The organism is Pseudomonas sp. RL_5y_Pfl2_73 (assembly GCF_963970515.1).
GTDB lineage: Bacteria > Pseudomonadota > Gammaproteobacteria > Pseudomonadales > Pseudomonadaceae > Aquipseudomonas.
The window spans coordinates 14,391-41,039 of record NZ_CAXAPD010000018.1 but is presented as its reverse complement, the minus strand read 5'-3'; the positions used below and the strand labels follow the sequence as shown (position 1 = coordinate 41,039).

Sequence of the window (26,649 nt, the reverse complement as noted above, 5' to 3'; positions counted from 1 at the left end):
CAAGTTGATTCATTTCCGCATAATCAGGAGGTTATTCGATTCAAGCCACGCTCTAGGACAATAATTTCAGGGCCATCGATCATAACTTCAGAGCCTTTCTTCTTTTGCTGGGCGGTATAGCTCAGGAAATACTCGCCCCCTTGAAGGTTATCAGCACCATGCGCCAATGACCGCGTCGATGTTGGTTTAAGCCTCATCACCTTCCCCCTTGTATGCGGAGGGTGTTCTCTGCGTCGGGGCCGTGGTGGCGACTGGCGCGTGGGGAGGCACGGCCCTTGGAGCTATGGGAGGTGAGGGAATCGGAGAAGTACTATACGAGAAAACGCTGCAATGATACCGGAGGAGTTCTGGAAGTCTTGGCTGGCTTTTTGGCTTATGGCCGGCCCCACTCTGCTGAGCTTTGTAGGTGCGGTATTTAGCTTATACCTGAGCCACCGCCATCTGGATGCGATGAAGGAGGCTTTGAAGAACAGCCGCTATATTTATCTTTGGGGCCCGAACCTGGGGAGACGGGGTTTGATTTGGTCGTTCTTGGAGATAGGAAAAATTGCCGGGATGGTGTTGTGGCCTGGAGTATCAATCCGTATTGGTGAAGTAGACCCGGTCGATATCGAGAACTTCCCGCGTTATTTGAAACGGCTCCTATTAATTGAAATGACGATAATAATCGTCGCCCTCGTCTGGATGGCACTTGCAGCCGTGCTAATCCAATTTAAATAACTCGATCAAAGCCAGCTGAACTGACGCTACTCGCGTGGTGATGATGCTCGTCGCGTCGATTGGGATACTGCTCGGAGCGGTACTGGTAAAGCTCCTATGAGGAGTCCTACGGCGGTTGCTCGTTCACGTCCTCACATTCAATACTTATGTGACTGATCCACCGCTATCGCGAGCAAGCTCGCCCACATTGGATCTGCATGTGCTCCAAGATCGGCTCAATGCCCATGACTACGCCCCACATGGGAATGCTCCACCTCCGCCGCCACCGCCCCACTCACTTCCAACCGCTGCAAGATCCCGCATTGATCCAGGTCCGGCCCTTCGCCACAGCGATGGCGCAGGTCGATCAGTTGCGTCTGCAAGGCCTGCAGGCCGTCGATACGGGCCTTGACGTGCTGGATGTGTTCATCGATCAGCGCATTGACGCTTTCGCATTGGTCCTGGGGGCTGTCGCGCAGGCTCAGGAGGCTGCGGATTTCTTCCAGGGTCATGTCCAAGGTGCGGCAGTTGCGGATGAACGTCAGCCGCTCGGCGTGGGCCTGGGTGTAGACGCGGTAATTGCCGTCGCTGCGGGCCGGTTCCGGCAGCAGGCCTTCGCGTTCGTAGTAGCGGATGGTTTCGACCTGGCAGTCGGTGATTTTCGCCAGTTCTCCGATCTTCATGATGCGGCCTCCAAAATAGGTGCTTGACCCTATAGTGGCTACAGGGTCTTTACTGCGCAACAGGCACTTTTCACGGACGTCACCCGATGAGCGATTCCCTTCATATCCACAAACCCGACCACGGCCATGACCACGGGCATTCCTGCTGCGCATCGAAAGCAGCGCCGTCGCAGGTCAACCTCGGCAAGGCGCCGACGGACGGTGCACGGCTGAGCAGTTTCCGCATCGAAGCCATGGACTGCCCCACCGAACAGACGCTGATCCAGAACAAGCTCGGCAAGCTCGAAGGCGTGCAGCAACTGGAGTTCAACCTGATCAACCGCGTGCTGGGCGTGACCCACGATTTGTCGAGCGACGCGCCCATCATCAAGGCTATCGAATCCTTAGGGATGCAGGCCGAGCCACTGACCCCCGGCCAGAAACCGGAAACCAACGACTTGCCCGCCCCGGCCAAGCCTTGGTGGCCGCTGGCGCTGTCCGGCGTGACGGCCTTGGGTGCCGAGGTGATCCACTTCACCAACGCCGCGCCAAACTGGGTGGTCGCACTGGTGGCGCTGGTGTCGATCCTCAGCGGCGGCCTGGGTACCTACAAAAAGGGCTGGATCGCGCTGAAGAACCGTAACCTGAACATCAACGCCCTGATGAGTATCGCCGTGACCGGCGCCGTGCTGATCGGCCAATGGCCGGAAGCGGCGATGGTGATGTTCCTGTTCACCGTGGCCGAGCTGATCGAAGCCAAATCCCTGGACCGGGCCCGCAACGCCATCAGCGGCCTTATGCAGATGGCCCCGGAACAGGCCACCGTGCAACAGACTGATGGCAGCTGGCAGGCGCAAGACGTAAAAGTCATCGCCCTCGGTGCGCGGGTGAGGGTTCGCCCGGGGGAAAGGATTGGCCTGGACGGCGACGTGGTCGCCGGTCGTTCGACCATTGACCAGGCACCGATCACGGGCGAGAGCCTGCCGGTGGAAAAAACCATCGGCGACAAGGTGTTTGCCGGCACCATCAACCAGGCCGGCGAATTGGAATACACCGTGACCGCGGCGGCCGATCACTCCACCCTGGCGCGGATCATCCACGCCGTGGAACAGGCCCAGGGCTCCCGCGCGCCGACCCAGCGCTTCGTCGACCAGTTCTCGAAAATCTACACCCCGGCGGTGTTTGTCCTGGCCCTGGCGGTAGCCATCATCCCACCGCTGTTCATGGGCGCAGTCTGGTTCGATTGGATCTACCGGGCGCTGGTGCTGCTGGTGGTCGCTTGCCCATGCGCATTGGTGATCTCCACCCCCGTCACCATCGTCAGCGGCCTCGCCGCCGCTGCGCGCAAAGGCATCCTGGTCAAGGGTGGCGTGTACTTGGAGGGGGGCTACAAGCTCGACTACCTGGCCCTGGACAAGACCGGTACGATCACCCACGGCAAGCCGGTGCAAACCGACTATGTGGCGCTGGACCCGAGCGTGGAAACCACCGCTGCGGCCCTGGCCGCCAGCCTCGCCGCCCGCTCCGACCACCCGGTATCCCGGGCAATTGCCAGCGCGGCTGTGGATAAGCAACTGACGCAGCAGGTTGTGGATAACTTCGAGGCACTTGCCGGGCGCGGCGTGCGCGGCGACATCGACGGCCAGACGTATCACCTGGGTAATCACCGCCTCGTGGAAGACCTCGGCCTGTGCTCCCCCGAACTGGAAGAGAAACTCTTCGCCCTGGAAAAACAAGGCAAATCCGTGGTGCTGCTGCTCGACACTACAGGCCCCTTGGCGCTGTTTGCCGTGGCCGACACCGTGAAAGACTCCAGCCGCGAAGCCATCCGGCAACTGCATGAGCTGGGCATCAAGACCTTGATGCTCACCGGCGACAACACCCACACCGCCGACGCGATTGCCGCGCAGGTGGGCATAGATCAGGCTCGGGGCGACCTGTTGCCGGAAGACAAGCTGCAAGCCATCGAAGCGTTGTACGCCCAGGGTCACCGCGTCGGCATGGTCGGCGACGGCATCAACGACGCCCCGGCCCTGGCCCGTTCGGAAATCGGTTTCGCCATGGCCGCGGCCGGCACCGACACGGCCATCGAAACCGCCGATGTCGCCTTGATGGACGATGATCTGCGCAAGATCCCGGCCTTCATTCGCCTGTCGCGGCAGACTTCAAGCATCCTGAAACAGAACATCGCCCTGGCATTGGTGATCAAAGCGATCTTTCTCGGGGTCACCTTCGCCGGGTTCGCCACCATGTGGATGGCGGTGTTTGCCGACATGGGGGTGAGCTTGCTGGTGGTGTTCAATGGGTTGCGGTTGTTGCGCAAATGAAGCATCCGGGGTGACTCAAAGGACGCCTCGCGAGCAAGCTTTGCTCCCACAGCAGATCCGTAGTGAATTCAGATTCTGTCTTCGCAAAGATCCAACTGTGGGAGCAAAGCTTGCTCGCGATGGGCTGCACACGGCCCTCATGATTTAACGCCAATTCAATCGCGCTTCGGCTCGCGGATCTTGTACCAGGCCACATACAGCGCCGGCAGGAAAAGCAACGTCAGTAGCGTCGCGATGATGATCCCACCGATCATCGCGTAGGCCATCGGCCCCCAGAACACTTCCCGGGCAATCGGGATCATCGCCAGGCTCGCCGCAGCCGCCGTGAGCAGGATCGGCCGGCGCCGGTGCTCGGTGGCTTCCACCACCGCATCCCAGGGCTCGTAACCGTCACGTTCGTATTGATCGATCTGGGTCACCAGGATCACCGAGTTACGAATGATGATGCCAATCAACGCGAGGATCCCGAGGATCGCCACGAAACCCATGGGCGTGCCCGTCGGCACCAGCGCCAGCACCACGCCGATCAACCCCAGGGGCGCGACGCTCGCCACCAGGAACAGCTTCTGCACGCTGTGCAGTTGGATCATCAGGAAGGTCGCCATCAAGAACAGCATCAACGGCACGACACTGGCGATCGGCCCTTGGGCCTTGCTGCTCTCTTCCACCGTACCGCCCGTGGCGACCTTGTAGCCCACTGGCAGGCCGGCGGCGAACGTGTCGATCTGCGGTTGCAGTTGCTTGACCAGATCGGTGGGCTGAATCTCGTCGCGCACAGCAGCCTTGATGGTGATGGTCGGCTTGCGGTCACGACGCCACACCAAGGGCTGTTCCAGTTCATAGCGCACCGTGGCGAACGCCAGTAACGGAATCGAGATGCCGCCCGGGGTAACGATTTGCAGGTTCTGCAGGGTTTCCGGCGAACCACGCTCGGCATCTTCGGCACGACCGACCACGTCGATCAGATAAATATCGTCGTTGACCTGAGTCACTGGCGAGCCGCTGACGATGCTGTTCATCAGCCTGGCCACATCATCGGAAGACAAGCCCAACTGCCGCGCCTTGTCCTGGGCGATGTCGATGCGCAGCACCTTGCCCGGTTCGTTCCAGTCGTAAATGATTTCGCCAATGTGCGAGTTCTTGTCCAGCTCGGTGGCCAGTTCGATCGCATGCTTGCGCACCCGGTCGATGTCCTTGCCGCTGACCCGGTACTGAATCGGCCTTCCCACCGGCGGGCCCATTTCCAGGGCCTGCACGTAGCTGCCAACCCCGACGAAATCTTCACGCAGACGCTTTTGCAGGCGCTCGGTGAGGGCCGTGCGCGACTCCAGGCCTTTGCTGACAATCACCAGTTGCGCGTAGTACGGGTTCTGCAATTGCTGGTCCAGCGGCAGGTAAAAACGAATCGCGCCTTCGCCAATGTAGGTGCTCCAGCGCTCGATGTCCGGGTCGCCCTTGAGGGTCGCTTCCAGGCGATCGACCACCCGGCGAGTCTCGTCCATCGAGGCGTTTTGCGGCAGGTTGAGGTCCACCAGGATTTCCGGCCGATCCGAGGAGGGGAAGAACTGATTCTGCACAAAGCGCATGCAAAACACCGACAGCACGAACAGCAGCACGGTGATGCCGATGGCCCACCAGCGATTGCGCATTGCCCACAGCAGGCCGCTGTTGAACGCCCGGCCGATCCGCCCCGGCTCGGCGCTGTGGGGTTTTACGTGGGTGCTGAGGATGTGCACGCCGATCACCGGGGCAAACAACACCGCGACGACCCATGACACCAGCATCGCCACGGCGATGACCGCGAACAGGGTGAAGGTGTATTCGCCGGCGGAGCTGGCGTTCAGGCCAATGGGCACGAACCCGGCGACCGTCACCAGGGTCCCGGTGAGCATCGGGAACGCCGTCGAGGTATAGGCAAAAGTCGCGGCCTGTTCCTTGCTGTCGCCTTTTTCCAGGCGCGTGACCATCATCTCCACGGTGATCATCGCATCGTCCACCAGCAGGCCAAGGGCGATGATCAACGCACCGAGGGAAATCCGTTGCATGGTGATGCCGCTGTATTCCATGAACAGGAAGACCATCGCCAGCACCAGCGGAATCGAACAGGCCACCACCAGTCCGGCCCTGACGCCGAGGCTGACGAAGCTGACGGCCAGCACGATAATCACCGCCTCGAACAAGGCACTGGTAAAGCCGCCGACCGCCTCCTCAACCACTTCGGCCTGGTCCGACACGGTGTGCACGCCAACGCCCACCGGCAGGTCGGCGGTCAGTTCGGTCATGCGCGCATGCAGCGCCTTGCCGAAGTCCTGGATGTTGCCGCCCTTTTTCATCGCGATGGCGAGGCCGATGGCCGGCGTACCGTTGAAACGGAACATCGGTGTAGCGGGGTCGACGTAACCCCGGCTGATGTCAGCGATGTCGGCCAGTCGATAGAAGCGGTCCTTGAGCCGCAGGTTGACATTGGCCAGATCTTTTTCCGACTGGAACTGCCCGGACGTGCGCACGGAAATCCGCTCCGGCCCGGCGTCGATCACCCCGGCCGGGGTCACGGCATTCTGCGATTGCAGGTTCTGCACCACCTGGCGCTGATCGATGCCCAGCGCGGCGAGTTTGCGCGTGGAGAAGTTCAGGTACAGCACTTCGTCCTGCTCGCCCACCATCTCGACCTTGCCCAGGCCGGGCACGTCACGGATCTCGGCGCGCGCCTGTTCCACGTAGTCGCGCAACTGGCGCATCGACAGGCCATCGCCGGTGAAGGCGTACACCGAACCGTACACGTCACCGAACTCGTCGTTAAAGCCAGGCCCTTGCAAGCCGTCAGGGAAATCGCCGCGAATGTCGTTGATCTTCTTGCGTACCTGATACCAGATCTCGGGGATTTCCTTGGCCCCGGTGGTATCACGCAGGTACACGAACACCGTCGACTCTCCCGGGCGGGTGTAGCTTTTGACGTAGTCGAGGGAATCGAGCTCTTCGAGTTTTTTCTCGATGCGGTCGGTGACCTGCTTGAGGGTTTCCTCTTGGGTCGCGCCGGGCCAACGGGTCTGGATGACCATGGTCTTGATGGTGAACGATGGGTCTTCTTCGCGCCCCAGGTTCATGTACGAAAACACGCCCATCAACAATGCAACGAACATCAGATACCAGACGAATGACTGATGCCGCAGGGCCCATTCGGACAGGTTGAAAGGCCCTTTCATCGTGCGTCCTCGTCGAGTTTCACTTTCTGCCCCGGCTGGAGACTGTTCACACCCGCACTGACCACGCGATCGCCAGCCTTGATGCCGTTGGCCACCAGCACCGAGCTGGCCGAACGTTCGAGAATCCGCACGTCACGGGGTGAGACGGTCTGGCTGTGCGGGTCGACCAGCCAGATCCGCGCCTTGCCGTCGATCTCTTGCAACGCGCTGAGTGGCAGCTCGATGCGCGGCTCGATGGTCGAACTCAGGGTCACACTGATGGCCGTGCCCAGACGAAAACCTGGCGGTGTATCGACCTACGTCAGACGCGCGCGGCGCGTGCGGGTGGCGCTCTGGGCCTGGGGTTCGATCTCGCGCACGGTGGCGCTGGTGTGGATGCTCGGGTCCATTTGCGCGGCAACCTCGAACACCACGTCCGAGGGCAGGCGCTCGACCAGCCCGGCCGGCAGGTCGATCACCGCTTCCTTGATGTCCGGGCGAGCCAGAGTCACCACTTGCTGGCCGGCGGTGACCACCTGCCCGGCCTCGGCATTCCAGGCGGTGACGACGGCGTCGTGGTCGGTGTGCAGTTCGCTATAGTTGAGCTGGTCGCGGGCCTGCTCCACCGAGGCCCGGGCTTGTTCGAGAGAGGCGCCGGTGGTTTTCAAGTCGGTCTGGGCGATGTCCAACTGCGCCTGGGCACCGACGCCACGGTCGAACAATTGTTGCTGGCGACGGGCATTGGCCTGGGCATTGATGTATTGCGCCTCGATCCGCGCCAGATCGCCCTGGGCGACGCGCAACTGGTTCTGCTGGTCGGTGGGATCGAGCGTGGCAAGCAGGTCGCCCTTCTTCACCTGCGCGCCGACATCGACATTGCGACTGGCGATCCGTCCTGGCACGCGGAAACCCACGTTGCTCTCGTAGCGAGCCTGGATATTCCCGGCGAACCGCCCAAGCGCTTGCTGGTCGAGGGCCCTGACCTCAACGGACAACACCGGACGCACCGGTTCGGGCGGCGCTTCCTCCTTGGAGCAGGCGGCCAGTAAGAGGCCGGCCGAGATCATCCACAAGCGCTTCATGGCTGAACTCCCGGCGTTGTTTTTTCAGCGGTGTTTTCAGCAATCTCGACGCGTACGCCGGGGTGGAGCAGTTGCCCGCCTGCGGTGATGATTTTCTCACCGCCCTTGAGGCCGTCGCTGATGATGACCTTGCCGGTCAGGTAGCGGCCGACGGTCACCGTTTGCAACTGCGCCTTGCCCTCGCCGTCCACCAGCCACACGGCCGGGTCACTGAGGTTTTTGGTCAGTGCCGACCAAGGCAGCTCGAAGGCGGGCTTGCCGGCGGACTTGGCCGTGGCGCTGACCACCGAGCCCAGGCGCATGCCTTCGGGTAAATCATCAAGGGTGACCTTGACCTGCACGGTGCCGGTCTGGGCAGACACCGCCGGGGTGATCTCACGCACCGTGCCGGTGGTCTTGATGGTGGGGTTATCCAACAAGCTGATGGTGATTGCAGGGTCCGACGGCGGTTCGCTCAACAGCGATTCGTAGATGTTGAACACCGCGTCGCGTTCGCCGTCCCGGGCCAGGCTGAAGATCGGCTCCGTGGCCTGCACTACCTGGCCGACTTCCGCCTGACGCGCCGTGATGATGCCCGGTGCCTCGGCAACCAGTGCGGTGTAGCTCAGTTGTTCACGGGCGTTGGCCAGCTGGGCCTGGGCGGCGGTGAGCGCACTCTGGCTGCTGCGCAGTTGAGCCTGGGCGGCGTCGTATTCGCTCTGGCTGGTGTAGCCCTTGGGCAAGAGTTTGTGCTGACGCACGAACGCCGCCGCGCTCTGCTTGACCCGCGCCTGCTCGGCAGCCACCTGGGCCTCGGCGGAGTCGACGTTGGTCTGCAGGTCCCGAGGATCGAGCCGGGCCAGCACTTGCCGGGCCGAGACCCGGTCGCCGACATCGACCTTGCGCTCAATGATCTTGCCACCCACGCGAAACGACAGGTCGGTCTGCACCCGCGCCTGGACATCGCCGGTCAGGGTCACCGAGGCGGCGTATTCGCTGGGCACGGCTTGCTGCACGAACACCCGTGGCAGGGCTTTTTCCACAGGCTTTTGATCACCGCATCCGGCCAGCAGCGCGCAGAGGCACAAGCCAACTACCAGTTTGATTCGGGGACCAGCCATGCAGACTCCTTGGCGCTGTACGGACGTACCAGTGACGATACGACTGTGAGCTTAGAACAGGGTTCAACGAATACAATGGACGCAGCAACTCGGGCAAACTGATCGCCTCCTGTAGGCGCTGCCGAGCGAAGCGAGGCTGCGATCTTTTGATCTTTCACTTGAGAATCAATGGGGTTCGGAAAGATCGCAGCCTCGCTTCGCTCGACAGCTCCTACGAACCCATGCAGCAGGAGTCTGCCCATGCTCAAGACATTGGCGGTGGCCAACTATCGCTCGATCAATAAACTGGTCATCCCCCTGGGCCGGCTGAACCTGATCACCGGTCCCAACGGCAGTGGCAAGTCCAATCTGTACCGCGCCCTGCGCCTGTTGGCCGAGACAGCCCAGGGCGGGGTGGTCAACGCTCTGGCCCGCGAAGGTGGACTGGACTCGACCTTCTGGGCCGGGCCTGAAGAAATCAGCCGGCGCATGCGCAACGGCGAAGTGCCGGTCCAGGCAACTCTGCGCCGGGATACCAAGCGCCTGCGCCTGGGCTTCGCCGGTGAAGACTTCAACTATTCGATTGCCTTGGGCTTGTCGGCAAACGGTGGCTCAGCGTTTTCACTGGACCCTGAAATCAAGCGCGAATGCATCTGGGCCGGCCCGGTGTTTCGGCCTGCCAGCCTGCTGGTGGACCGCAACGGGCCGATGATCCGTGCCCGCGAAGGCCGCTCCTGGGATGTGCTGGCCCAGCACACGCCGACCTTCGACAGCCTGTTCGACCAGGTCGGCAGCTTGCGTACTTCGCCCGAGGTCTTGCAGATGCGCGAGTTCATTCGTCGCTGGCGCTTCTATGACCATTTTCGCAGCGATGCCGACGCCCCGGCGCGCCAACCGCAACTGGGCACCCGCACGCCGGTGCTGCACCACGACGGACGCGACCTGGCCGCTGCACTGCAGACCATCCTTGAAATCGGCGATGTCGAGGCCTTGGATGCCGCCATCGGCGACGCGTTCCCCGGTGCCCACCTGCATATCGAGCAATTGCAGGGCGGACGTTTCGCCATCGCGTTTCAACAGCATGGCCTGCTGCGCCCGCTGTCCGCCGCTGAACTGTCGGACGGGACCCTGCGCTATCTGTTGCTGGTAGCCGCCCTGCTCACACCACGACCGCCCTCGCTGATGGTGCTCAACGAACCGGAAACCAGCCTGCACCCCGATTTGTTGCCAGCCTTGGCGCGACTGATCATCCGGGCTTCAGTCAATTGCCAGGTCTGGGTGGTGTCCCACGCCACGCGCCTGATCACCGCCTTGGAGCAGGATGAGGGTTGCAATTGCATCGTGCTGGAAAAGGAGCTTGGGCAGACTGGGATTGTCGGGCAGCGGGTGTTGGATGAACCGGCGTGGCATTGGCCGGATTAATGAGCGCCTGCTCAACCGAATCGCGAGCACAAAAAACGCCGACGCTGTATCAGCCGTCGGCGTTTGAAACCGTGAAAGGGTTTAGCCTGCGAATCAGAACGCCGGCAGTACCGCGCCGCTGTATTTCTTCTCGATGAACGCCTTCACTTCAGGGCTGGTCAGGGCCTTGGCCAGCTTCTGGATGGCCGGGCTGTCCTTGTTGTCCGGACGGGCCACCAGGAAGTTGACGTAAGGCGAGTCCGCGCCTTCGATCACCAGTGCATCCTTGGCTGGGTTAAGACCCGCTTCCAGGGCATAGTTGGTGTTGATCATGTCCAGGTCGACCTGGTCCAGCACACGCGGCAGCATGGCCGATTCCAGTTCCTTGAACTTGAAGTTGTGCGGGTTCTTGGCGATGTCCTTGGGCGTTGCCAGAGCGTTTTTCGGATCCTTGAGCTCGATCAGGCCAGCCTTCTGCAACAGGATCAGGGCGCGACCACTGTTGCTGCCTTCGTTGGGAATGGCGATGGTCGCACCGTCCTTGAGTTCGGCCAGGCTTTTGACTTTCTTCGAGTAGCCACCGAAGGGTTCCACATGCACACCGATCACGGTCACCAGATCGGTGCCTTTGCCTTCGTTGAAGCTCTTGAGGTAGGGCAGGGTCTGGAAGTAGTTGGCGTCCAGGCGCTTCTGGTCAACCTGTACGTTGGGTTGCACGTAGTCGGTGAAGACCTTGATTTCCAGGTCCACGCCTTCTTTGGCCAGGGCCGGCTTGATCAGCTCGAGAATCTCAGCGTGGGGCACCGGGGTGGCCGCGACGACCAGTTTCTCCACGGCCTGGGCCAGGCCAGAGGCCAGGGCTGCCGCCAATGCGGTGAACAACAGAACCTTTTTCATGCAGTGTCCTTATCGAAAATCACAGTCGTCATGGACGACGGCCAAATGTGGAGTGCCAGTGAAGTGCTATCGCTGGCGTGATGCGGACGATACCGATATTTTTTATTCCTTAACAATATCTTTTGTTCAAGTTCATATTCATTTTACTCATATAGAAAACACCGCTTTTGCGGCGAGGGCGCGTGCTCGCGCTAAGCTTCTGTAGGAGCTGGCGAAGCCTGCGATCTTTTGATCTTGATCTTGATTTTTCACTTGCGACTCAATTGTCTGGGACAAGATCGCAGCCTCGTTGCACTCGACAGCTCCTACACCGCTCCTACACCGCTCCTGCACGATTGAGCAGCGCCTTGAGGGCTGTGCGCTCGGCCTCCGAACCCCGTGCAATGACCTGCGCCACCTGCTGATCAATCAGCTCCAGGGCTGAAGGCTGGGACGGCAGATTCAAGTGCTCCGGCAAAATCTCATCCCCCGTGCTCACCAGCAACGCGAAGTGAATGACGTTTTCCAGCTCGCGGGTGTTGCCCGGCCAACTGTGCCGCTCGAGGGCATACTGCGCCGCTTCACTGATCAGCGGCACCGTGAGGCCGAGTCGCTGGCTGTAGATGCCCAGAAAGTATTCGGCCAGGGACAGAATATCGCCCACCCGTTCGCGCAGGGCCGGCAGCTCCAGCTGGCCTTCGCCAAGGTAATGGTAGAGCCGTTCGTGGAATTTTCCGGCCGCCACCGCTTGCGCCAGGTCGATGCTGGTCGCTGCCACCAGGCGGACATCCACCGGGCTGGGCTGATGCGCGCCCACACGGGTGACTTCGTGGTTCTCCAGGGCCGCCAGCAGTTTGATCTGGATCGGCAGCGGTAAATCACCGATTTCATCCAAGTAGAGGGTGCCGCCATTGGCCGAACCAAACCAACCGGCCCGGCTGCTGGCGGAGCCGCTGTAGCTGCCGGCGGCATAGCCGAACAGTTCGGCGTCGGCGTAGGTCGGGCTGATGGCGCCGCAGTTGACCGACACAAACAACCCGCCGCGATCACTTTCACGGTGGATATGCCGGGCCAGCAGTTCCTTGCCGCTACCGGTTTCGCCGCGTATCAGCACCGAGATCGCCCGGGGCGCCAGTTGCTCCAACGCCTGGCGCAACTGCCGCGAACGAGGGTCGACGAACACCAGCGCCTTGGCGCGAATGCTCAGGGGGCTTTTTTCCGCATCGGGAAAGGTCAGCAACGGCTGACCGAAGGTTTCATGCAAACTCATGACAAGCTCCCGCCCAGACCGCCGGGAGACGGCGGGCGCTAAACATTCAGGCGCGGCGCAGGGCGTGATGCTCCATGCGGTTTTGCAGGCGATAGAGGTAAGCGAAACCCTGCTCCCAACGCTGGTGACCGGACTTCACATTGATATGCCCGGCCCCGGCCAGGATCCCGGCCTCGGCCCCCCAGTTGCGCGCCAGCGCCAGGGCGCGCGGGGCGCTCACGGCGGCGTCGTTGTCAGAGCTGACCACTTGGCTTGGGAACGGCAACAAAGCGGTGGGAATCGGCGCGAAGTTGCGCAGCGCCGGAACACAGGTCGGCCGCTCGACATCCGCCGGCGCCACCAGCAACGCCCCACGCACCTGCCGCAGAAACTGCACCGGCGCGGTGGCGGCCCAATGGGCCACCGTGATGCAGCCCAGGCTATGGGCAATCAGGATCACTGGCGTGCTGTCGGCGGCCACGGCCTCGGCCAACGCCGCGACCCAGTCTTCACGCCGGGGCGTGACCCAGTCGGCCTGCTCGACCCTGGCGCTGTTGGGCAGGCTGTTCTGCCAGTGGGTTTGCCAATGATTTTGCGGCGATCCTTGCCAGCCCGGCACAATCAGGTAGCGAATCGATTCGTTGCGCATGGGGGGCTCTCCTGCGTGTCTGTTCCCGGACGAGTATAGGGAGGAGAGCTATATTGTTTAAGGAATAAGAAGCTATTTGTTAATGCAAATAAAGAATAAGCGAGCATCTCTGTGGGAGCGGGCTTGCTCGCGAAAGCGGTGGATCAGTTGACACTGATGTTGCCTGACACGACGCATTCGCGAGCAAGCCCGCATAGGCTTGGTATGTGCCTCACTCGCTACGCCCCTTGCGCAACAACACATCCAACTGGTCTATCACTTCCGCCCAGTCCGCATCCTCGAGGATTTCGTCGCGCAGCATTTGCCGCTGGCTCTCGCTCCAGAAAAACGCATCGGCCAGGTGCAGCCCAGGCTTGAGGGGGGAATGGCTGGTGATAAATTGATCAATGCCCTGAGCGTCATCGGGCAAGCCCAGTTGCTTGAATAAAGAGGAAAGAGGGTGAATTGGGGGTTCCATACGGGCCTCCTGAACATAATGGAGATGGCTGGGTGTTTCTCCGCAGTCTAGCCCCTCGACGACCGCCAGACTGATCAAAATTCAATCAGCCCTCGATTCGACTAGACTTTGGATAACATCCCGACGAATACACGTTGCGGAGGATCCTGTGAACATTCATTGGTTAACGGTTGCGCTGCTGGCGATCAGCGGGCCTGCGTTCGGCGCCGACGGCCCGGTTCTGCCGGGCACCGATCCCATGGGTTTCTGGCTGATCGCCGTTGGCGTGAGCTTGCTGGTCTTCGAGGCGGCCCTGCCCAATTATGGCGTCGCGGGGCTGGGCGGGATTGTCCTGTGTGTGATCGGCGCGGTCATCCTGACCAACGCCGACGTCCCGGTTCCGCTGATGCTCGGCCTGGGCCTGGTCAGCGCCCTGCTGCTGATCGTCCTGTTGGTCCGTGCATTGAAAACACGGCCGCGCCAGCCTGTCAGCGGCGATGCCGCGCTGTTGGGCAGCGTCACGGCAGTGACCGCGCTGCAGGCCGGCAATCATCATCATGGCTGGGTCCAGTTGGAAGGCGAACGCTGGCAGGTGGCAAGCGCAACACCGCTGCGGCCTGGGCAAGCGGTGCGAGTCATCGCACGCAAGGGTTTGCTGCTGGAAGTAGCCGCCGCTGACTCAGGAGGGGTATGAGATGGGCATGCAAATCGGTTTTACGCTGCTGTTGCTGCTGTTGATCGCACTGGCGGCTTCGACATTCCGGATCCTGCGTGAATACGAACGGGCAGTGGTGTTTCAGCTCGGTCGATTCTGGCAGGTCAAGGGGCCGGGGTTGATCCTGCTGATCCCGGTGGTGCAGCAGATGATCCGCGTCGATCTGCGCACCATTGTCCTCGACGTGCCAGCCCAGGACGTGATCACCCACGACAACGTCTCGGTGAAGGTCAACGCGGTGCTGTATTTCCGTGTGCTCGATCCGCAGAAAGCCATCATCCAGGTCGAAAACTTCCTCATGGCCACCAGTCAACTGGCCCAGACCACGTTGCGTGCGGTCCTCGGCAAGCATGACCTGGACCAACTGCTGGCCGAGCGCGAGCAATTGAACAGCGATATCCAACAGGTGCTCGACGCCCAGACCGACATCTGGGGCATCAAAGTCGCGAACGTCGAGATCAAGCACGTGGACCTCAACGAATCCATGATCCGCGCCATCGCCCGACAAGCCGAAGCCGAGCGGGAACGCCGGGCCAAGGTGATCCACGCCGAAGGCGAGCTGCAAGCCTCGGAAAAACTCATGCAGGCTGCCGAAATGCTCGGTCGCCAGCCAGGCGCCATGCAGTTGCGCTACATGCAGACGCTGGGCTCGATTGCCGGGGATAAAAGCTCCACCATCGTCTTCCCCTTGCCGATTGAATTGCTCAAGGGGATGGCGGAGTTGTCGCCCAACAAAACTTGATGCGTTGCTCACTGTGGGGCGCGGCGACGTTTTGCTAAATCCCCTTGCCACAGTGCAATGTTTCGAGTGTTTCATAAGGCCCCTGCGCCCAGCGCATGACCCGCTCACGCAACAACGCCGAAGCTTCCCGGCGCTTGTCCTCGCTATCGCCGACAAACGCCTGCGCCGGCTGCTTGGCATGCTGCCCCACGGCGGCGAACACTTGCCTGCATTGCGCCTCATCGAGGCGGAAAAACGCCGCCAGCCGGCCCGTCATCGCCTCGGGCAACTCGGTGTAGTTGACCGCCATTGCGGTCAATGCCTGACAGTGTTCCAAGCCCGTCGCCAACAACCGCCCCACCCGGCGCGAGATGAAATCTTCCGGGCCACTGAACGGCAAGCCATCGTCCAAGACACTCGTCCCGATCATCCCCGGCACCATGTGCATGCCAGGACGACGCAGATGGGAGACGGCGATTTCCAAGGGATCGCGGTACAGGAACAGCCAAGGCGTGTCGGGAAAACATTCTCGCAACAGCGCCAGCTCACCGATGTTCCAGGCGTCGAGCTTGACCACCAGGCGTTGCTCCACACCTCGGCGGCGCTGCCCGTAGGCCGACATCAAACCCTTGAGTGCCACGCACCGCTCGGCCGGTGGCAAATCACTGCGCAGCAGGGTATCCAGGGGCGGCGGTTCCGAGATGACGATGTGGTCGTCCAACTGGGCAAGCATCTGGCTGATCAATGTCGAGCCGCAGCGGGAAGCATGAAAAATGAACGCACTGGGCGCCAGACCCGGGCTTTGTCGTTGCCACTGACCGAGCACGTCCAAGGGTGTCTGGCGGTGGAACGCCTGGTTGAAGGGCAAGCGCAGGGCGTCTTCCACGGCGTCGCCGAAAAAAGGCTGCGACAGTCGCGCGTCGCCAAACCAGCACCAATCGACCCACCATTGCCCGGCCTCTTGCCCTACGCGGATCGGCAGCCAGCCGTGCAGGTTCAGGTCTTCCACTGGTTTCTCCACTGCTGGCGACCGGCGCGCATCGCAGCGCGCAATTCTTCCCGGGTGAAATGAAGCCCTTGCTCGGCCCCCAGCGCCAGCGCCGACTCAATGAAAGCGTCGAGGTCGCGCAGGCTCTGCAAGGTGCGGGCGAGGTCAGGATCGGTTGCCACGCGCTGCTGAAAGCGGACAAAGTCGCTTTGCCCGACGCCCGCGGCGGGGGTGGTGGGCAGCCCATCGGCGATCTGCTGGGCCAGCCACGGTCCGGGGCGACAATCGAGCACCAGGTGAACCCGCGAAAGAGCACTTCGATTCACCACCCGATGAGGCCGCGCCAAGTCGAGAAACCAGCACTCGCCCGCCGTCATCGCAATGATTTGCCCATCCAGAAAGAAGTCCACGCCAGGCGAGCTGAGCAGCGGCACGTGCAGGCGCAGGTCGGCGTCCGGCCCGCCCAGGTCATAGTCGCGATGTTCGTGGATGCACCCGTCGGGCCCGAGCCGTAGCAGCCGGGCCGAAACAATCTCCAGGGGCCAGTCGCGCAACGCTTCGTGCCAGCGGCCATCCGTTGACCAAGGCGCGCGGTGCAAGGGCTGACCGCGCCCCGGCGACAGCTCGGTGACGGCATCGGCCGCCGAAATCAGCGCCACCCCACTCCAGTCGCCGCTGTAATAGGCATGGTTGAAATGCCCCTGCCAGCGCTCGTCTTCAATGGCGGCCAGTGCCTGCAACAGCAACGGCAGGTTCACCGACACTGGCAGCCGGGAAAACGCCGGGCGCGTCATGCCTGCGCCCGGTTATTGAGTCACTGCGGCGGTCGTCGGCTCCGTGATATCGCCCTGAGCCCAGGCTGCTTCACGGTTAGCCAGCGCTGTGGCAATCGACTGGACTTCGGTCGATTGCACTTCGTTTGGCAATGGGTCGAGACCGGCACTGGCAAAAATCTGCCCGTAAGCGTTACGCAGGTCGGCGTAGGCCAGGTCCCGACGCAGATCGGCCTGCAGGGTGTTCAGTTCACCCTGAATCAGATCCAGCTCGCCAATGCCGGCAGCCTGGTGACGGTTGCGCAATTGACCGACAATCTGCCCGTCGATGTCCGCCAGTTGCTGGCTGGTCTTGAACTGGCGCAGCGCTTCGCGATAGTTGGCATTGGCCACGTACAACTGCGCCAATACAGCAATCGACATCGCCTGGCGCCGCGCCGACGCCACTTCTTCACCGGCCTTGGCCACGTCGATGGCCGCCGGGGCGGAAATCACGTTGAACAGGTTCCAGGTGACTTTCACGCCATAGTCGGCCCAGCCCTGTTCCACCAGGAACGAGTTGCTGTCGTAATGCCCGCCGGCGGAAAACTCCAGCCCCGGCAGCAGGCGCAGCATGGCCTTGCGGGTTTCGGCGGCGGTGATGCGGGTCTGGTAATCCTGCTCGCGCAGTTCCGGACGGCTGGCCAGGGCTTCCTGTTCGAGACGGGCCAGGTCGACCTTGAGTTCCGGGACGGCGTATTCATCCTGGGTCGCCAAGGTCAGCTCGGTACCCAAAGGCAAGTTGATCAGGGTCGCCAGTTCGGTCTTGGCCAGGGACAGCGCCCGGCGCTGCTCTTCCAGTTGACGGGTGGCCTGGATCAGCGAGCGCTGGTAACCCAGGGCCTGCACCGGGTCACCGATGCGCTGTTCGCTCATGCTCTGGCTGTTGTCGCGCGCCGCCTCGACCCGAACCATCAGGCTGTCGATCTGCTTGAGCAGGCGCTCGGCGGCCATGGCGCGCCAGTAGGCCGAACGCACGTCCTGGACGATGGTGTTGATCACCTTGCGCCGGCGCTCCTGCACGATCAGTCGCTGGTCCCCGGCCTGCTTGGCGCTGATGTAGCTGACGCCAAAATCGAGCACGTTCCAGACCATGGTCAGGTCAGCCACCTCACGGTCGCGATCCTGGGAGGTCGACGGCTCCAGGGACTGGGTACCGGTTTCCACGCTCTGGCTGCTGGAGGCGTTGACGTTGTTGCGACCCACATACCCGGCGTCCAGGGCCATGCGCGGCAGCATGTCGAAACTGGCCAGGTCCAACTGACGCTTGGCCAGGGCTTCCTCCATGATCTTCAAGCGACCTTCGAGGTTGTACTTCACTGCCCGGGCCATGGCCTGGTGCAGGGTCAGCGGGCCGCTGAGCGGCTCCTGATCCTTGTACATATTCTGCAGGTCGGTTCGAGCGCGCTGTTCGCTGACGCTACGCTCGATCGGATCGCTAGTGACCGCACAACCACTCACCACCAACGCCAGCAAACTCATTCCGAATAACTTCTGACTTCTATTCATTCCCTGGATTGCCCCTGACTGCCCCAATATATTTAGAATTCAAGCCTGCACTTGGCTGATGCCGACCTGTCGTAACGCGGTTGCCAGGCTGTCGACCTGACGTTGTTCAGTGTCCTTGAGCTGTTGCAGTTGTTGACCCAGGGTTGGCGCCCCGAACATCCCGCGCAGGCCTTGGGACACACCATCGCCCTGCATCGACTGGCTGCCGAAGGCGTCCATTGATTCGCCCTCGGAGCCGGAGTCCTGGTTGAACAGGGTCGAAAGCGTGCTGCTGCCAAACACCCCGCCATCACCACCACCAAAGCCCAGGAACCCTTGGCCGGCGCCATCACCGGAGGCGTCATTGCCGAACACCTGGGCGATGTAGCTCGGCGCCAGTGCGCCATGGTTGATGAAAATATCCCCAATCGGTCGCAGGCCCCCGCCCACGTCCCGTTGCTCGAACAGCGCTGGGAAGCCCAGTGGCGACCCCAGGTTGCCGGTCGGCGGTGTAAAGACGATCGGTTGCAACGGCACCTCGGACGGAGGAGTGACCGTGACCGGGTCGGCGGTCAGGAAGTCCGGCGGCGGCTTCACATCGTTGGGCACCACGGTGTCGATCGCATAGTTGTTGGACACCGCCACGCTGGCCCCGGCGTTGCCCGACAGGTCACTGACGTTGCTCGTGTCCAGGGCAATGAAGTTGCTCGGGTCGGTAAGGCTCACCGTTGGCGTGAACGTTGCTGTCCAGGTCTTGCCACCATCGCTGGTGGTCAGGTTGGTCAGTTCGCCGTTGGTGACGCTGAGGTCCGACAGGTCAAAGTCCGTCACCGCTTCGCTGAAGGTGAAGGTCACCTGGGTCGTCTCGCCCACCGTCAGGTTCGGGTCGGCGACCACGATGGTTGCCGTCGGCCGGGTGGCGTCGAGCGCGTAGTTGGCGGAAATCGCGATGCCCACGCCGGCGTTGCCGGCCAGGTCCTGCACATTGCTGGCGTCGAGCAGGATCAGGTTGGTGGCATCGTTGACGCCCGCAGTCGGCGTCAGGGTCGCGGTCCAGGTCAGGCCACCGTCACTGCTGGCAAGGTTGGACAACACGCCATTGGCGACACTGAGATCCGACAAATCGAAACCGGACACGGCCTCGGTAAAGCGGATGGTCACGGTGGTGCTCTGGCCGATGCCCAGGCTGGTATCGCCCACGGTGATGGTGGCGCCAGGGCGAACCGTGTCGATCGCGTAGTTGTTGGAGTCCACCACGCCGACACCGCTGTTGCCCGAAACGTTGACCACACCGCTGGTGTCCAGGCTGATCAGGTTGCTGGTGTCGGTGATGCTGGCGCTCGGCGTGAACGTGGCCGTCCAGGTAATGCCGCCGTCGGTGGACGACACATTGCTGAGCGTGCCGTTGCTGATGGTCAAGTCGCTGTTGTCGAAACCGCTCACCGCTTCCGAGAACGTAATAGTGACCTGCGAGGTTTCCCCTATCTGCAGCGCACTGTCGGCCACCACGATCGTGGCCGTCGGTACCTGCGTCTCGACCACATAATTGGCCGAATCAGTGGTGCCTGTCCCGGTATTGCCGGCCGCATCGCTCACGCCGGTATTGTCCAGGGTGATCAGGTTGCTGGTGTCGGTCACGCCCAGGGTCGGCGTGAAGGTCGCGGTCCAGGTCAGGCCGCCATCGCTGCTGCTGACGGCGCTCAGGGTGCCGTTGGCAACGCTCAGGTCAGCGTTGGTAAACCCGGTCACCGCCTCGCTGAAGGTGATGGTCACCTGCGCGGTTTCACCCGGTTTCAACTGCGAATCGCTTAGCACAATGGTGGCGGTCGGACGCTGGCTGTCGACGCTGTAGTTGTTCGAATCGGTGGTACCGCTGCCCGCGTTGCCCGCCAGGTCGGCGACGCCGCTGTTAGTCAGGGTGATGATGTTGCTGGTGTCGGTGATGCCAGCGGTTGGCGTGAAGGTCGCGGTCCAGGTGAGGCCGCCGTCACTGCTGCTCAAACCGCTGAGCGTACCGTTGGCCACGCTCAGATCGGCGCTGGTGAAGCCGGTGACGGCCTCGTTGAAGGTAATGGTCACCAGCGAAGTCTCGCCAGCGGCAATGGCAGTGTCGGCGACGACGATGGTCGCCGTTGGCCGCACGGTGTCGATGGCGTAGTTGTTTGAGTCGGTGGTGCCGACACCCGCATTGCCTGAAATGTTGATGACACCGGTGTTGTCCAGGGTGATCAGGTTGCTGGTATCGGCAATGCTCGCGTTCGGCGTGAACGTGGCCGTCCAGGTGATGCCACCGTCGGAGGACGACACGTTGCTCAACGTACCATTGCTGATGGTCAGGTCGCTGTTATCAAAACCGCTCACCGCTTCATTGAAAGTGATGGTCACCTGGCTGGTTTCACCGATGCTCAGGGACGTGTCGGCCACCACGATGGTCGCCGTCGGCACCTGCGTGTCGATCGCGTAGTTGGCCGAGTTGGTGGTGCCGGTTCCGGTATTGCCCGCCGCGTCACTCACCCCGGTATTGTCCAGGACGATCAGGTTGGATGTATCCCGCACGCCGAGGGTTGGCGTGAAGGTCGCCGTCCAGGTCAGGCCGCCATCGCTACTGCTGACGGCACTGAGGGTGCCGTTGGCAACGCTCAGGTCAGCGTTGGTGAAACCGGTCACGGCCTCGCTGAAAGTAATGGTCACCAACGAGGTTTCGCCGACACTGAGGTTGGAATCGGCCAGCACGATCGTTGCGGTCGGACGTTCGGTGTCCAGCGCGTAGTTGTTGGAGTCGGTGGTGCCAACATTGGCGTTGCCTGCCACGTCAACGATGCCGCCACTGTTGAGCGAGATGACGTTGCTGGTGTCCGTGACGCCACCGGTTGGCGTGAAGGTCGCGGTCCAGGTGATGCCGCCGTCGCTGCTGCTCAGCCCACTCAGGCTGCCGTTCGCCACCGTCAGGTCGGCCAAGGTGAAACCGGTCACGGCCTCGTTGAAGGTGATGGTCACCACGGAGGTCTCGCCGGCGGCTATGGCGGTGTCGGCCACGACGATGGTCGCGGTTGGCCGCACCGTATCGACGGTGTAGTTGTTGGAGTCTGTGGTGCCCACGCCCGCATTGCCCGCGCCGTTGATCAAGCCGGTATTGTCCAGGGTGATCACATTGCTGGTATCGGAAATGCTGACGCTCGGCGTGAACGTGGCCGTCCAGGTGACACCGCCGTCGGAGGACGACACGTTGCTCAACGTGCCATTGCTGACGGTCAGGTCCGAATTGTCGAACCCGCTGACCGCCGAGTTGAAGGTCACGGTGACCAACGACGTCTCGCCGATGCTCAACGTGGTATCGGCAATCACGATGGTCGCCGTCGGCACGTTGGTGTCGACCTGGTAGTTGTTGGAATCGGTGGTGCCAGTGCCGGTGTTGCCCGCCACATCACTGATGCCGGTGTTGTTCAAGGTGATCACGTTGGACGTGTCGCTGACCCCGAGGGCCGGGGTGAAGGTGGCGGTCCAGGTGATGCCGCCATCACTGCTGCTGACCGCACTCAGCGTGCCGTTGGCCACGCTCAGGTCCGAATTGTCGAAACCCGTCACCGCTTCGGAGAAGGTGATGGTCACCAGCGAGGTTTCGCCGACGCTCAGCGCCGTGTCAGCCACCACGATGGTGGCGGTCGGACGCTGGGTGTCAACGGCATAGTTGTTGGAATCGGTGGTGCCGCTGCCGGCATTGCCCGCGCCGTCCACCACGCCAGTGTTATCGAGCGTGATCAGGTTGGTGGCATCGCTGATGCCAACGCTTGGCGTGAAGGTCGCGGTGTAGGTGATGTTGTCGCTGGTACTCAGGCCGCTCAGGCTGCCGTTGACGGCGCTCAGGTCCGCCAGGGTGAAACCCGTCACGGGCTCGCTGAAGGTGATCGTCACCACCGATGTTTCGCCAACGGCGATGGCCGTGTCGGCGACCACGATGGTGGCGGTCGGACGCGCGGTGTCGATGGCGTAGTTGTTGGAGTCGGTGGTGCCGCTGCCGGCGTTGCCCGCCGCGTCCGCAACGCCGGTGTTATCCAGGGTGATCAGGTTGCTGGTGTCGCTGACGCTGGCACTTGGCGTGAGCGTGCCGGTCCAGGTGATGCCGCCGTCGCCGCTGCTCAGGCCAGTGACCGTGCCGTTGGCGACCGTCAGGTCGGCGGTGGTAAAGCCTGTCACCGCCTCGTTGAAGGTGATGGTCACCAGGGAGGTTTCGCCAACGCTCAGGGAGGTGTCGGCTACAACGATGCTAGCGGTTGGCCGCAGCGTGTCGACCGCGTAGTTGTTGGAGCTGGTGGTGCCGCTGCCGGTGTTGCCCGCCGCGTCCGCCACACCGGTATTGGCCAGGATGATCAGGTTGGTGGCATCGCTGACGCTGGCGCTCGGGGTGAGCGTCGCGGTCCAGGTAATGCCGCCGTCGCTGCTGCTCAGCCCGCTCAGGCTGCCGTTGGCCACCGTCAGGTCGGCCAGGGTGAAACCGGTCACGGCCTCGCTGAAGGTAATCGTCACCAACGAGGTTTCGCCGATGTTCAGCGCGGTATCGGCCACCACGATGGTGGCGGTCGGGCGCAGCGTGTCGATGGCGTAGTTGTTGGAGTCGGTGATACCGCTGCCGGCGTTTCCAGACAGGTCGGCAATGCCGGTGTTATCCAGGGTGATCAGGTTGCTGGTGTCGTTGACGCTGGCACTTGGTGTGAGCGTCCCGGTCCAGGTGATACCACCGTCACTGCTGCTCAGGCCGGTGACCGTGCCATTGGCGACCGTCAGATCGGCGGTGGTGAAACCACTCACGGCCTCGGTGAAGGTGATGGTCACCACGGAGGTTTCACCGACGCGCAGCGCGGTGTCAGACACCACGATGGTGGCGGTCGGGCGTTGCGTGTCGACGGCGTAGTTGTTGGAGTTGGTCGTCCCCACGCCGGCGTTGCCATTGAGGTCCGCCACGCCCGTATTGTTCAGGACAATGAGATTGGAGGTATCGGTGGTCGCCGCATCCGGCGTCAGCGTGGCCGTCCAAGTGATGCCACCGTCGCCGCTGCTCAGGCCGCTGAGCGTACCGTTGGCCACCGTCATGTCGGCCGTGGTAAAGCCGGAAACGGCCTCGGAGAAGGTGATGGTGACCGTGGAGGTCTCGCCAATCCTGAGGGCAGTGTCGCTCACCACGATGGACGCCGTGGGCGCCACGGTGTCGTTGACGATGTAATTGTTCGAGTCGGTGGTGCCCACGCCGGCATTGCCGGCCAGGTCGGCAACGCCGGTGTTGTTCAGGGTGATGATGTTGGTGGTGTCGGCGATGTTGCTGGCCGCGGTCAGCGTGCCGGTCCAGGTGATGCCGCCATCGCCACTGGTCAAGGTGCCGACGCTGCCGTTCTGCACCGTCAGGTCCGCCGCGGTAAGACCGGTCACGGCTTCGGAAAAGGTGATGGTCACCAGCGACGTGCCACCGGAGTTCAGGTTGGTATTGGCCACGACGACGGTCGCGGTGGGCGGCGTCTCGTCCGGCGTATAGTTGGTGTTGATCGTGCCGCCATCGCCGTAGACGTTGGCCACCGACGCCGGCGAAACACCAGCGCTGCCGGCGCTGGTCCCGCCCACGCCGCTGCCGCCGACGTTACCGGCCAGGGCGGCAAAGTTGGCGGCCGTGATCAGGATCGAGCCTTTGTTCCAGATGGCGCCGACACCGACACCACCGGCACCACCCGCCTGGAGATAACCACCACCGGCACCACCGCCGCCGCCGCCGCCACCCGCGCCGACGTTGTTGGAGATGACCGAGTTGCCGATGATCCGCAGGGTTGCGCCGGTATCGTTATAGATCCCCCCCGCCGCGCCGCCGCCGGCGCCGCCGATGTCGTTATAGCCGTCGCCACCGCCGCCACCGCCGATGGACAAGCCACCGCTGGTGGCCGTGCCACCGGCCGAACCGGTGCTGTAGCCCGGATAAGCCGCACCGCCCGCGCCACCGCTAGTGGAACCGCCGCGCCCGCCAATGTTGAAGAAACCGCCGCCCGCGCCGCCCTGTCCGGGCGTGCCGTTGGCGCCCGAGGAGTTGAGCGTATTGCCGCCCTTGCCACCGGTACCCCCAGTGATCGCGCCACCGCCACCACCGCCGCCGCCGGCGTACTGCGGCGTTACACCACCGCCACCACCACCGCCCGAAGCGGCGTTTGCGGTCACTGTGACGTTTCTAAGGGTCAAGGTGCCGGCGTTGTAGATACCACCGCCCTGGGACACCAGCGCATCGTCGCCGCCGTTACCACCGTTGCCTGCCACCATGCCCCGGGTAATCACCAGGCCATCGAGGGTCGCGGTGGTCCCCGACGTCACGTTGATGATCTGGGTGCGGTATTGCCCATCCAGGGTCACATCGGCCACGTTGTCGTTGTTGAGGTCACCATCGATGGTGACGTTCTTGTCGACGACCAGCACCTGGGTCAGCGCGACGGTCATGCTGGCATTGAAGGTGACGATATCGCCGCTCTGTGCAGACGACAAGGCGGCGCGCAGGGAGCCCACGCCGCTATTGAGGTTGTTGGTAGCGGTCCAGGTGGCCAGGCCCCATTGGTACTCGCTCATGGCCTTGCTCGACAGCACGTTGGCGCTTTCGATGTTGCCAGTGGCAATTTCCAGGTCCCAGTCGCCGCCCAGGCCAGTGCGGTCGTTGGACGCCGCCACGTCGCGGCCGGTCAACTGCGCCAATGAATCGACCAGGTTCAAGCCACGCTCGCCTTCGGCGGTGTAGCAGCCATAGATCAGGATATCGCCGCCAGCGTTCATGTCCTGGCCGATCTGCGCGAGCACTTCGCTGCGCGCCTGGACGTTATCCGCCGACAGGTAGCTGTTGCCCAGCCACAAATCACCGGCGTTACCGTGGGCGATGATCTGCACCGAGCTGATGCCCTGGTGGGTGTCCAGGTAATCGGCGATCTGTTGCAAGCCGTCCTTGCTGGCATCCAGCTGCACGACCTGGGTACCGGGCGCCACACCTTCGAGCAGGCTGGCGGAATCCTTGACCCGGGAATCGACGAACACCACGGTCTTGCCCGGCACGGCGGCCTGGGTGGCATCGACCTGGCCCTGGGGAGCATGGCTGTCGACTGGCTGATCCGTCGTGGGCGCCTTGGTCGCCTCGGCGGTGGGATGGGCGTCCGGCTGCGCGGCATCGGCCACGGTTGCCGCCACCGCGCCGTCGAATAGCATTCGCGGCTCCAGGGACATGATCATTGGCGATGCCAGGGCTTGTGTGCCCTCGGTTACCCGCGATTTGCCTTTGCTCCACCACATGACGATCACCTGGACTCGAACTTTTTGAACGCAAATGAAAAAAAACCGCAGTCAGCTGACGGCGGCATCGGTTTTCATACGAATGACATTGGCGGCGCTTGCAGATCCATCGCACCAGAACGACAACTCGGCATACTTTTCAAACAGATCCGGCGGCAACAAGGTCCGCCGGGCTTGCGGCGCGACCTTGGGCTTGACCTTGTGCAGGCCGGCAACGCCCAGGGCCTGGTCAAAGGCCGGTGCGTCGTAGGTCAAGTGATTGAAATCGTGTTCGAACCAGGGTTCGCCGATGAATTCGTACACCAGGCGCATCACCCGCTCCGGGGCCTGGCTCAACAAATCGTAATCAACGATCAGCAGCGACTCGGCGTTCTCACCGTAGTAGGCCTCTTTGAGCGCGGTCCAGGCGAAACCCACCAGGCGGTTGCGCTGAGCCAGGGTCTCGCAGCGGCTGTAGACGGTGTTGCGCTCGTCATCGTCATTGAACAGCTTGGTGTTTTCAAAGGGGTTGGCGCGGTAGAGCCGCTCCAGGCTATCGAGGATCCAGGCAACGTTACGCACACAGGCGATGGTCTTGGCCTGGGGAAACAGGTCCTGCAGGGCGGGCAAGCGGGCACACCACTGGCGATTTGTATCGAAGATGACCGGCTTATCGGATTTGTCGGCGTAGTAGGAGTCGAACAGACCGCGCAGCAGGCGGCGGCGCAGGTCGGTGTCGATCACCGAACCGAACTCGCTGCCGGCGCTGCATTGCTGCAAGACGCTGCTGAACAGCGTGCCAACGGGACTGGTCATGCCGGCATGAAAGCGCGGGTTCTGCAACAAAATGGCAGAAAGCAGGGTCGAGCCTGAGCGCGGTAAACCGGAGATAAAGTGAAACTGCGACAATCCCTTCACCTGTTTGTAGTCCCTTTGTATCGCCAAGCGTAGCCGAGGAAATAATCGCCGACTAGTAGTACTTTGATATCAAATTCACCTTGAACC

At 62.4% G+C, this 26,649-nt stretch carries 17 protein-coding genes and 1 pseudogene; 5 read left to right on the top strand and 13 right to left on the bottom strand.

Going from position 1 to position 26,649, the window contains the following annotated elements; genetic code table 11:
- The first annotated feature begins 375 nt into the window (after window positions 1-375).
- Complete coding sequence (locus AACY42_RS18000) at window positions 376-720, top strand: hypothetical protein (protein WP_339481361.1); 345 nt, start codon at window positions 376-378, stop codon at window positions 718-720.
- A 215-nt stretch (window positions 721-935) separates the two neighbouring features.
- Here the strand turns inward: AACY42_RS18000 and cadR are convergent, their stop codons facing one another.
- The gene (gene cadR / locus AACY42_RS17995; protein WP_339481360.1) at window positions 936-1,382 is read right to left on the bottom strand and encodes a Cd(II)/Pb(II)-responsive transcriptional regulator; all 447 of its coding nucleotides are present in this window, start codon (window positions 1,380-1,382) and stop codon (window positions 936-938) included.
- Between the two features lie 86 nt (window positions 1,383-1,468).
- On the opposite strand from cadR, the gene AACY42_RS17990 reads away from it, so the two are divergent.
- Window positions 1,469-3,688, top strand: a complete 2,220-nt coding sequence (locus tag AACY42_RS17990; protein ID WP_339481358.1) for a heavy metal translocating P-type ATPase — start codon at window positions 1,469-1,471, stop codon at window positions 3,686-3,688.
- Between the two features lie 155 nt (window positions 3,689-3,843).
- Here AACY42_RS17990 and AACY42_RS17985 read toward each other — a convergent pair whose 3' ends face one another.
- From AACY42_RS17985 to AACY42_RS17975, 3 genes and pseudogenes are all read right to left on the bottom strand, one after another.
- Window positions 3,844-6,891 (bottom strand): efflux RND transporter permease subunit, encoded by a 3,048-nt coding sequence (locus AACY42_RS17985; RefSeq protein ID WP_339481356.1) that lies wholly within the window; start codon window positions 6,889-6,891, stop codon window positions 3,844-3,846.
- A pseudogene (locus tag AACY42_RS17980) lies at window positions 6,888-7,952 on the bottom strand (efflux RND transporter periplasmic adaptor subunit). The gene AACY42_RS17985 and the pseudogene AACY42_RS17980 overlap by 4 nt, the downstream one beginning before the upstream one ends.
- Window positions 7,949-9,052 (bottom strand): efflux RND transporter periplasmic adaptor subunit, encoded by a 1,104-nt coding sequence (locus AACY42_RS17975; RefSeq protein ID WP_339481355.1) that lies wholly within the window; start codon window positions 9,050-9,052, stop codon window positions 7,949-7,951. Before AACY42_RS17975 ends, AACY42_RS17980 begins: the two are co-directional and overlap by 4 nt.
- A gap of 240 nt (window positions 9,053-9,292) precedes the next feature.
- On the opposite strand from AACY42_RS17975, the gene AACY42_RS17970 reads away from it, so the two are divergent.
- Window positions 9,293-10,453, top strand: coding sequence for an AAA family ATPase (locus tag AACY42_RS17970; protein ID WP_339481353.1), 1,161 nt, complete (start codon window positions 9,293-9,295; stop codon window positions 10,451-10,453).
- 93 nt (window positions 10,454-10,546) lie between these two features.
- Here AACY42_RS17970 and AACY42_RS17965 read toward each other — a convergent pair whose 3' ends face one another.
- The 4 genes from AACY42_RS17965 to AACY42_RS17950 form a co-directional block, all read right to left on the bottom strand.
- A complete protein-coding gene (locus AACY42_RS17965) occupies window positions 10,547-11,329 on the bottom strand; it encodes a MetQ/NlpA family ABC transporter substrate-binding protein (protein ID WP_339481352.1) in 783 nt (260 codons plus the stop codon).
- Window positions 11,330-11,645: 316 nt separating this feature from the next.
- Complete coding sequence (locus AACY42_RS17960) at window positions 11,646-12,578, bottom strand: sigma 54-interacting transcriptional regulator (RefSeq protein WP_339481351.1); 933 nt, start codon at window positions 12,576-12,578, stop codon at window positions 11,646-11,648.
- A 46-nt stretch (window positions 12,579-12,624) separates the two neighbouring features.
- Window positions 12,625-13,206 (bottom strand): alpha/beta hydrolase, encoded by a 582-nt coding sequence (locus AACY42_RS17955; RefSeq protein WP_339481350.1) that lies wholly within the window; start codon window positions 13,204-13,206, stop codon window positions 12,625-12,627.
- A gap of 211 nt (window positions 13,207-13,417) precedes the next feature.
- Window positions 13,418-13,663, bottom strand: a complete 246-nt coding sequence (locus tag AACY42_RS17950; RefSeq protein WP_339481349.1) for a DUF2789 domain-containing protein — start codon at window positions 13,661-13,663, stop codon at window positions 13,418-13,420.
- A 148-nt stretch (window positions 13,664-13,811) separates the two neighbouring features.
- On the opposite strand from AACY42_RS17950, the gene AACY42_RS17945 reads away from it, so the two are divergent.
- Both AACY42_RS17945 and AACY42_RS17940 read left to right on the top strand, forming a co-directional pair.
- Window positions 13,812-14,336, top strand: a complete 525-nt coding sequence (locus AACY42_RS17945; RefSeq protein ID WP_339481348.1) for an NfeD family protein — start codon at window positions 13,812-13,814, stop codon at window positions 14,334-14,336.
- Window position 14,337: 1 nt separating this feature from the next.
- Window positions 14,338-15,099: a slipin family protein gene (locus AACY42_RS17940; protein ID WP_339481347.1), complete on the top strand. Its 762-nt coding sequence runs from the start codon at window positions 14,338-14,340 to the stop codon at window positions 15,097-15,099.
- A 34-nt stretch (window positions 15,100-15,133) separates the two neighbouring features.
- On the opposite strand, the gene AACY42_RS17935 is transcribed toward AACY42_RS17940, so the two are convergent.
- The 5 genes from AACY42_RS17935 to AACY42_RS17915 are packed head-to-tail and all read right to left on the bottom strand — an operon-like array spanning window position 15,134 to window position 26,562.
- Window positions 15,134-16,087 (bottom strand): sulfotransferase family protein, encoded by a 954-nt coding sequence (locus tag AACY42_RS17935; protein WP_339481345.1) that lies wholly within the window; start codon window positions 16,085-16,087, stop codon window positions 15,134-15,136.
- Window positions 16,075-16,860 carry an aspartyl/asparaginyl beta-hydroxylase domain-containing protein gene (locus AACY42_RS17930; RefSeq protein ID WP_339481343.1) on the bottom strand — a complete coding sequence of 262 codons (786 nt, stop codon included), beginning with the start codon at window positions 16,858-16,860 and terminating at the stop codon, window positions 16,075-16,077. The genes AACY42_RS17935 and AACY42_RS17930 overlap by 13 nt, the downstream gene beginning before the upstream one ends.
- Window positions 16,861-16,872: 12 nt before the next feature.
- Window positions 16,873-18,387 (bottom strand): TolC family protein, encoded by a 1,515-nt coding sequence (locus AACY42_RS17925; RefSeq protein WP_339481342.1) that lies wholly within the window; start codon window positions 18,385-18,387, stop codon window positions 16,873-16,875.
- A gap of 39 nt (window positions 18,388-18,426) precedes the next feature.
- Window positions 18,427-25,665, bottom strand: coding sequence for an Ig-like domain-containing protein (locus AACY42_RS17920; protein WP_339481341.1), 7,239 nt, complete (start codon window positions 25,663-25,665; stop codon window positions 18,427-18,429).
- A gap of 51 nt (window positions 25,666-25,716) precedes the next feature.
- On the bottom strand, window positions 25,717-26,562 hold the full coding sequence (locus AACY42_RS17915) for a sulfotransferase family protein (RefSeq protein WP_339481340.1): 846 nt from the start codon (window positions 26,560-26,562) through the stop codon (window positions 25,717-25,719).
- Window positions 26,563-26,649 lie beyond the last annotated feature (87 nt).

Coding starts and splice junctions, on each gene's coding strand:
- AACY42_RS17930 (WP_339481343.1), bottom strand. CDS start 16,860: ATGACGCGCCCGGCGTTTTCCCGGCTGCCAGTGTCGGTGAACCTGCCG.
- AACY42_RS17920 (WP_339481341.1), bottom strand. CDS start 25,665: ATGTGGTGGAGCAAAGGCAAATCGCGGGTAACCGAGGGCACACAAGCC.
- AACY42_RS17985 (WP_339481356.1), bottom strand. CDS start 6,891: ATGAAAGGGCCTTTCAACCTGTCCGAATGGGCCCTGCGGCATCAGTCA.
- AACY42_RS17925 (WP_339481342.1), bottom strand. CDS start 18,387: ATGAATAGAAGTCAGAAGTTATTCGGAATGAGTTTGCTGGCGTTGGTG.
- AACY42_RS17990 (WP_339481358.1), top strand. CDS start 1,469: ATGAGCGATTCCCTTCATATCCACAAACCCGACCACGGCCATGACCAC.
- AACY42_RS17940 (WP_339481347.1), top strand. CDS start 14,338: ATGGGCATGCAAATCGGTTTTACGCTGCTGTTGCTGCTGTTGATCGCA.
- AACY42_RS17975 (WP_339481355.1), bottom strand. CDS start 9,052: ATGGCTGGTCCCCGAATCAAACTGGTAGTTGGCTTGTGCCTCTGCGCG.
- cadR (WP_339481360.1), bottom strand. CDS start 1,382: ATGAAGATCGGAGAACTGGCGAAAATCACCGACTGCCAGGTCGAAACC.
- AACY42_RS17960 (WP_339481351.1), bottom strand. CDS start 12,578: ATGAGTTTGCATGAAACCTTCGGTCAGCCGTTGCTGACCTTTCCCGAT.
- AACY42_RS18000 (WP_339481361.1), top strand. CDS start 376: ATGGCCGGCCCCACTCTGCTGAGCTTTGTAGGTGCGGTATTTAGCTTA.
- AACY42_RS17955 (WP_339481350.1), bottom strand. CDS start 13,206: ATGCGCAACGAATCGATTCGCTACCTGATTGTGCCGGGCTGGCAAGGA.
- AACY42_RS17950 (WP_339481349.1), bottom strand. CDS start 13,663: ATGGAACCCCCAATTCACCCTCTTTCCTCTTTATTCAAGCAACTGGGC.
- AACY42_RS17970 (WP_339481353.1), top strand. CDS start 9,293: ATGCTCAAGACATTGGCGGTGGCCAACTATCGCTCGATCAATAAACTG.
- AACY42_RS17965 (WP_339481352.1), bottom strand. CDS start 11,329: ATGAAAAAGGTTCTGTTGTTCACCGCATTGGCGGCAGCCCTGGCCTCT.